Below are 6,823 nucleotides of genomic sequence, written 5' to 3' on the forward strand. Positions count from 1 at the left end.
GCGGCACTTCTGGGACGAGGACGCCGGCTTGGTCGTCGAGTCGTGGGATGCGGCGTTCTCCGAGAGCGAGCCGTACCGAGGCGTCAACGCCAACATGCACACGGTGGAGGCCTACCTGGCGGCCGCCGACGTCACCGGTGACGACGCCTGGCTGGACCGGGCGCTGCGGATCACGCAGCGGGTGGTGGGCGAGCTGGCGCCAGCGAACGCGTGGCGGATCCCGGAGCACTTCGACCCGCAGTGGCAGCCGCTGCTCGACTACAACGCCGACACTCCCGCCGACAAGTTCCGCCCCGCGGGCGCCACGATCGGTCACTGGTTCGAGTGGTCCCGGCTCGCGCTGCACGTGGTGGAAGCGCTGGCGGCGCGTGGGCGGACGGCACCGCCGGAGCTCGCGAGCGGCGCCCGGTCGCTGTTCGAGGCGGGGGTCGAGGAGGGGTGGGCGGTCGACGGCGACGACGGCTTCGTCTACACCGTCACCTTCGCCGGCGAGGCGCTCGTGCGGGAGCGGATGCACTGGGTGGTCACCGAGGCCCTCGGCGCGGCGGCCGCGCTGCACCGGCACACCGGCGAGGAGCCCTTCGATGCCTGGTACCAGCTGTGGTGGGAGTACGCCGCCCAGCACCTCCTCGACGAGGAGCGCGGATCCTGGGTGCACGAGCTCTCGCCCTCGAACGAGCCGAGCACCACGGTGTGGGCCGGGAAGCCGGACATCTACCACGCCATCCAGGCCACCCTGATCCCGCGTCTGCCGCTCGCGCCGACGCTGGCCACCGCGCTGGGGCAGGGTCTGCTGGACAGCTGACGCTCACTCGGCTGCCTCATGCCCGCCTGCTGAAGCATGGGCAACGGTGGGTGCCACGCCTGGCACTATGGTGGTAATCAGGGGTGACAGGTCATCTCTGCGACCAGCCGCAGCCGAGCGACGGAGATGACCATCGCGAGCACCGATCCTGCTCCCACAGTCGCCATCGTCGGAGCCGGGATCGGCGGGCTGGTCCTGGCTCACGGGCTGAGGCAGCGCGGGTTCGAGGTCACCATGCTGGAGCGAGAGACCGATCTGCGGCGCACCGTCGGCCACGGGCTCCAGCTGGACGCGGTCGCCATGGAAGCGCTCCAGGAGATGATGCCGGCAGCCTGGATGCGCCGGCTCTACGCACTGGCCCAAGGCGTGTGGGTGGAGACCGGATATGCGGTGCGGGACGAGACGGGCAGACTGCTGGCCGGCAGCCGTGACGTAGAGACACCCGAGGGCGTCATGACCGATCGGCTCACCCTGCGACTGATGCTCGCCGATGGTCTCGATGAGGTGCTGCGGTCGGGCGCGGAGGTGGTCGGGTACCGCCGGCGGCCCAGCGGCAAGGTCTCGATCTCGCTGGCGGGCAACGAGGAGATCGAGGCCGATCTGCTCGTCGCTGCCGACGGCGTCGGGTCCAGGATCGCGACGCAGCTCGCCGGTCACCCCACCTCGGAGTCGAGCGCCCTCGTCGGCTTCGCGGGTCGCACGCTCGTGCGCGAGCTCTCTCCGGCGGCCCTGGAGATCTACGGTTCCGGAGCGCTCATCGCGGTGGGCCCTGGTGGCTGCGGGCTGTACAGCGGCCGTCACGAGAGCCTCGATCAAGAGCTGGTCTCGGGCTTCACACGCGAGCCGTTGCACGCCGAGCCCACCATCGTCTGGGGCGCCGTGATGCTCGAGTGGGCGCGGACCGCGCCCCTGTCCGAACTCTACGGCGAGGCGCTGCGGACCGCCCTCTCGGACGAGTTGCGCTCGCGCGAGTGGTCGCCGCAGCTCGTCGAGGTGGTCGAGCATGCCGAGACGGCGAGCGTGACCGGGTTCCCGTTCCACGTCTCACCCAGTTACCCGGCCGGCATCGCCCCCTGGCAGCCGAGCAACGTGACGGCGCTCGGTGACGCCGTGCACGCGATGCCGCCCACGGGAGGTATGGGTGCCAGCACCGCGATCCGCGACGCGCACGTGCTCTGGAAGGAGCTGGCGAGTGTGCAGGCGGGAGAGCAGTCGGTCGTCGGGGCGGTCGCCGCCTACGAGTCGGCCATGCGGCAGTATGCGGCTGCCGTGGTCGCGGCGGCGCGCAGACCGGCGGCCTGGGTGATCAACGGCCCGGGCACCGGCGGTCCGCTGCTGCCGTTCCCACGCGAGCGCAGCCTGGCGGCAGCCGCCGTCTCGTGGGCCCAGCGTGCCAGGCCCGCACCGGCGCCGGTCTGAGTCCCGCACACGAACGAGCGGCGCCCCGCGCAGCGGCCGGCGGCTAGGATCGGTGGCGGTGCACGACCAACGAGCTGGAGGTTGTTGCATGCTGCAGATGAGTCCCTTGATCGCATCGGTCCGGGACCTGGGCACCCAGTTCCTCGACAACGACGTGGACATCACCGGGCAGGATGCGGTGACCTCTGTCGACATCGGCGACGGCACCACGTTCTGGATCTTCGGCGACACGATCGAGGGGCCGTTCGACTCGATCCGAGGGTTCGAGCTCACCGAGGTGCTGTCCAACACAGGCGCGATCGTGCCGAAGCAGGATCTCTCGGATGGCGTGCGCGATTTCCGCTACCTCACCGAACCGAGCGGGCAGCGCGCGCGCCAGCTGATCGCGTTCGAGCCGCCTGAGCACCGGTCCACGCAGCGGTTGTGGGCGATACACGGCGCGCAGGTGGGGGAGTCGCTGTACCTCTACTACCACCGGATCACGATGGACCCCGAGGTCGACGTGTTCGAGAGCTTCGAGCTCAACGGCATGGGTGTCGCGCGTGCGGGCCGCGACCACCAGTTCGAGCGGCTCCGGGCGCCCGACGGCTCCTACGAGTGGTGGAAGGGCGACGAGCCGGGCTTCGGTGTGTGGGTGCAGCCGGTGGGGGAGTACCTGTACCTGTGGGGGGCGATCCAGCCGGCGTCGAAGTCGGCCGGCGACATGTACCTGGCGCGGGTGCGGCCCGAACAGATCGAGGACCTGGCTGCGTACGAGTACCTGGTGGAGGCGCCCACGCCGGCGCATCCGGGAGTGGAACCGCGCTGGGCGCCCGAGTTCACGCCGACCGCGTGCCTGTTCTCGGACGTGCCGAACGAGATGTCGTCGTCGTGGAACGAGTACCTCGGCTGCTACATCTCGCTCACCACGTTCCAGCGCGAGGACATGCTGGTGATCCGGACCGCACCCGAGATGACCGGCCCGTGGGGTGAGCCGCAGCTGGTGTTCCGCCCCGAGAAGACGCTGCCGAACTCGCTGTTCAACGCCGGCAAGGAGCACCCGGAGTTCGCACGCGAGGGCGGCAAGGTCACCTACATGACGTTCATAGACTCCAGCGTGTACGTGCCGCACCTCATCGAGATCACGTTCGCCTGACGCACTCGGCGGCGTACGGAGGGGCCGCGTTCGCGCCGAGCCTCAGGGGATGAGCAGCAGCTTTCCGAAGACCTCGCCGTCGGCCATCTGACGGTGGGCGTCGTTGGCCTGCTCCAGCGGGAGGCGGTCGTGGACGATGACGCGGACCTCGCCGCGGTCGAGGTAGCGCCAGGCGCGCTCGCAGAGGTCGGCCATGATGGCCGCCTTCTCCTCATGAGGACGACGGCGGAGCCCAGTCCCGTGGATATGGAGCCATCGGGAGAGCACCGGGGAGAGGTCGATCTCGCCTCTCGTCCCTTTCTGCATCCCGATGACCACGAGATGCCCGTGCGGGGCGAGCGCGGCCACGTTCTGCTGCAGGTACTTCGCGCCGACCACGTCGAGGATCACGTCGACCCCCCGCTCGCCGGTCGCCTCCCTCACCCGCTCCACGAAGTCCTCGCTGCGATGGTCGATGCCGTAGGCACCCAGGGCCTGGCACCGCTCCACGCGCTCGGGACCTCCCGCCGTCGTGAAGACCACGGCGCCGGTGGCGCGCAGGACTTGGATCGCCGTCGTGCCCACGCCACCCGAGCCGCCGTGCACCAGCACGGTGCGGCCGGTGTTGTCGGTGGCCGAGAGGCCGGCGACGCCAACGAGGTTCGACCACAACGTGGCCATCGCCTCAGGCAACCCGGCAGCGTCGGCGAGAGCGACGCCGTCGGGCACTCGAAGCACGCAATCGGCCCAGGCGAGGGCGTGGGAGGCGTAGCCACCGCCGTCGAGAAGGGCACAGACGTCGTCGCCGATCTGCCATCGCGTGACGCCCTCGCCGAGGGCGACCACGCGGCCGGACACCTCGAGGCCGGGGTGTTCCGGCGCGCCCGGCGGCGGCGGGTGGTGGCCCTTCAGCTGCAGCAGATCGGCCCGGTTGACGCCCGCGGCCGCGACCTCGATGAGCACCTGGCCCGGGGCAGGTTCGGGGGTGGGCAGGTCGGCGGGTTCGAGGGCGCCGTCGTCGGTGATCACCATTGCGCGCATGAGCACGAGCGTAGGCGGGGCCTACACCGGTGGCCAGTGCCAGCCGACACGGACCGGAGGCGCGCCGCGTACAGGTGCGTAGCCGTCGAACGCCGACTCCAGGGTGCCCTCGCCGCCGGTGAGGTCGGGGAGCTGGTGCTGGAGCGAGTGCAGCCGTGCCGCCACCAGCCGCGCTTCCAGCCGAGCCAACTCGCCGGCGCTGGTCTGGCGGGTGATGCCCGCGCCCCATTTGCCCAGCAGTCGGTGCAGCGTGGGCGCATCCGCGACGGGCACCTCGAGGCCGATCCGGAGCACCGGCTCGCACACCCGCGTGCCGGCGGTCTCGAGCGCTTCCCTGGCCACGCGCGGCGTGACGTTGCGGTAGTCGGAGGCGGTGCTGGTGGGGCCGCGGCGTGAGGGAGGCCCGTCGGCCACGCTGTAAGCGGCCTCGACCAGCGTGACCACGCAGTCGGTGACTTCCCACCCGAACCGGCCGTGCGAGAGCTCGCGGCGCACGTGTCGCTCGACGGCGGCCGTGAACATCTCTGCGCTCTTGTACAGGTACAGCGGCATGTCGCGGGCCGCCACCTGCGAGCGGAACCGCAGCCCTGAGCCCGGCGGGCCCGGCTCCACGCGGAGCCCGATCGTGGCTTGGTACGGGTTCTCGTCGGTGTTGAGCCGGAGCACGGCTTCGCTTGGTCGGCGCAGCCGCTCGACGTGGAGCACGCTCGCCTCGGAGAACTCGACCTCGATGCCGTGCTCCTCGGCGAGCGTGGTGCCGAGGACTTCCTGCTGCACGCGGCCGTAGAGGGAGACGGTGGGCGTGCCGGCCTCGTCGATCCTCGCCGCGATCAACGGGTCGGCGTCAGCGAGCTGGAGCAGGGCCGCGCGCAGGGCGGGGCACTGCGCCGGTTCGGTGGCCTCGACCGCCGCCTCCAGGGTGGGCGGGGCGAAGGCTGCGGTGGCGGCGCGGGGCGGGTCGCCGAAGGTGTCGCCGACCCGCACGTTGGTGAGTCCATGCAGCCGCGCGATGCGGCCACCGGCGACCTGAGCGGCCCGGACCCAGCCACCGCCGTCGAAGATCTCGATGTCGGCGACCTTGCCCTCGCGGTCGCCGCCGAGGCCGAGCCGGTCACGGGTGAGCACCGTTCCGGTGAACATCCGCACGTAGGCGATCTTCTCCCCCGCGGGGCCGCGCTCGACCTTGAAGACCGTGCCTGATGGCGTCCCCGCCTCGGTGGGGCCGGTGGCCGGAAGAAAGGTTGCGATCCCGGACATCAGCTCCGGCACCCCGGCTCCGGTCGCCGCCGAGCCCGCGTACACCGGGTGCAGCACGCCGGCGCGGGTCTGCGCGATGGCGACCTCCAGGAGGTCGTCCGGGGTGCGGTCGCGGCCGTCGACATAGGAGGCGAGCACGCCGTCGTCGTGCTCGGCGAGCGCGAGCGTCTCGCTCTCGTGGACGGCGGCATCCTCCCGTTGGAAGCCGGTGAAGGAGGCCGCCTGCGAGCCCTGGCCGGCGGGTGCGCCAGTGACGAGCAGGTCCGGGGTCAGCCGGCGGCGAATCTGGTCGATGACCTTGTCGACGTCGGCGCCCATGCGGTCGATCTTGTTGATGAACAGCAACGTGGGGATCGTCTGGCGCTGCAGCGCGCGCATGAGGATCCGGGTCTGGGGCTGGACCCCCTCCACGGCGGAGAGGACCAGGATTGCGCCGTCGAGCACGCCGAGGACCCGCTCGACCTCGGCGATGAAATCGGGGTGCCCGGGGGTGTCGACGACGTTGACCGTGAGGTCGTCGAGGTCGAGGGCGACGACGGCGGCCTTGACCGTGATGCCGCGACGCCGCTCGACGGCCAGGCTGTCGGTGCGGGTGGTGCCGGAATCGACCGAGCCGGGCTGGTCGATGACCCCCGCGAGATGCAGGAGCCGTTCGGTGAGAGTCGTCTTACCGGCGTCGACGTGGGCGAGGATGCCCAGGTTGAGCGAGCGTGTGCGCACGCATGATCCCTTCGAGAGAGCGGAGCGGGACGAGGGCGTACGTTGCTCGCATCGCTGTGCTCCTCTCGGGGATCGGGGTTCGCTGTGGCCGAAGCGTTCGGTGGACGGTTGTGGGGGAGGCTAGCGGGGCCTGCGTGGGCCGTCCATGGATTTCCCGACGGCGACCATGGGCCACAATGGTTCCCGCCCGGTCGATGGCCGGCACGGAGGGTTGACAGAGCGGCCGAATGTGACGGTCTTGAAAACCGTTGTGCGAAAGCACCAAGGGTTCGAATCCCTTACCCTCCGCCAGGTGCGCTGAGACCGGCCACGTCTTTCGGCCGGTTGCAGCGCACCTATCTGGGCGAGCGATTCGAGGAGGAGTCGCGAGGGACGAGCGGCGACGGAGTCCCTTACCCTCCGCCAGGTGCGCTGAGACCGGCCACGTCTTTCGGCCGGTTGCAGCGCACCTATCTGGGCGAGCGATT

5 protein-coding genes and 1 tRNA gene are annotated in these 6,823 nt (G+C 70.8%); 4 read left to right on the forward strand and 2 right to left on the reverse strand.

Features of this window, described 5'->3' with window-relative positions; translation table 11 throughout:
• The 3 genes from ACOJSN_RS03365 to ACOJSN_RS03375 form a co-directional block, all read left to right on the forward strand.
• The coding region (locus ACOJSN_RS03365) for an AGE family epimerase/isomerase (RefSeq protein WP_420111097.1) at positions 1-805 on the forward strand (805 nt) is incomplete at its 5' end.
• Positions 806-931: 126 nt separating this feature from the next.
• A complete protein-coding gene (locus tag ACOJSN_RS03370) occupies positions 932-2,224 on the forward strand; it encodes an FAD-dependent oxidoreductase (RefSeq protein WP_420111098.1) in 1,293 nt (430 codons plus the stop codon).
• Positions 2,225-2,312: 88 nt separating this feature from the next.
• Positions 2,313-3,359: a DUF4185 domain-containing protein gene (locus ACOJSN_RS03375; RefSeq protein WP_420111099.1), complete on the forward strand. Its 1,047-nt coding sequence runs from the start codon at positions 2,313-2,315 to the stop codon at positions 3,357-3,359.
• A 42-nt stretch (positions 3,360-3,401) separates the two neighbouring features.
• Here the strand turns inward: ACOJSN_RS03375 and ACOJSN_RS03380 are convergent, their stop codons facing one another.
• Positions 3,402-4,379, reverse strand: coding sequence for an NAD(P)H-quinone oxidoreductase (locus ACOJSN_RS03380; protein WP_420111100.1), 978 nt, complete (start codon positions 4,377-4,379; stop codon positions 3,402-3,404).
• Between the two features lie 21 nt (positions 4,380-4,400).
• On the reverse strand, positions 4,401-6,356 hold the full coding sequence (locus ACOJSN_RS03385) for a GTP-binding protein (protein WP_420111101.1): 1,956 nt from the start codon (positions 6,354-6,356) through the stop codon (positions 4,401-4,403).
• Positions 6,357-6,561: 205 nt separating this feature from the next.
• On the opposite strand from ACOJSN_RS03385, the gene ACOJSN_RS03390 reads away from it, so the two are divergent.
• Positions 6,562-6,647 (forward strand) — tRNA-Ser (locus tag ACOJSN_RS03390).
• The last annotated feature ends 176 nt before the right edge of the window (positions 6,648-6,823 follow it).

This window comes from Pseudactinotalea sp. (assembly GCF_048594945.1).
Classification (GTDB): Bacteria; Actinomycetota; Actinomycetes; order Actinomycetales; family Beutenbergiaceae; genus Pseudactinotalea.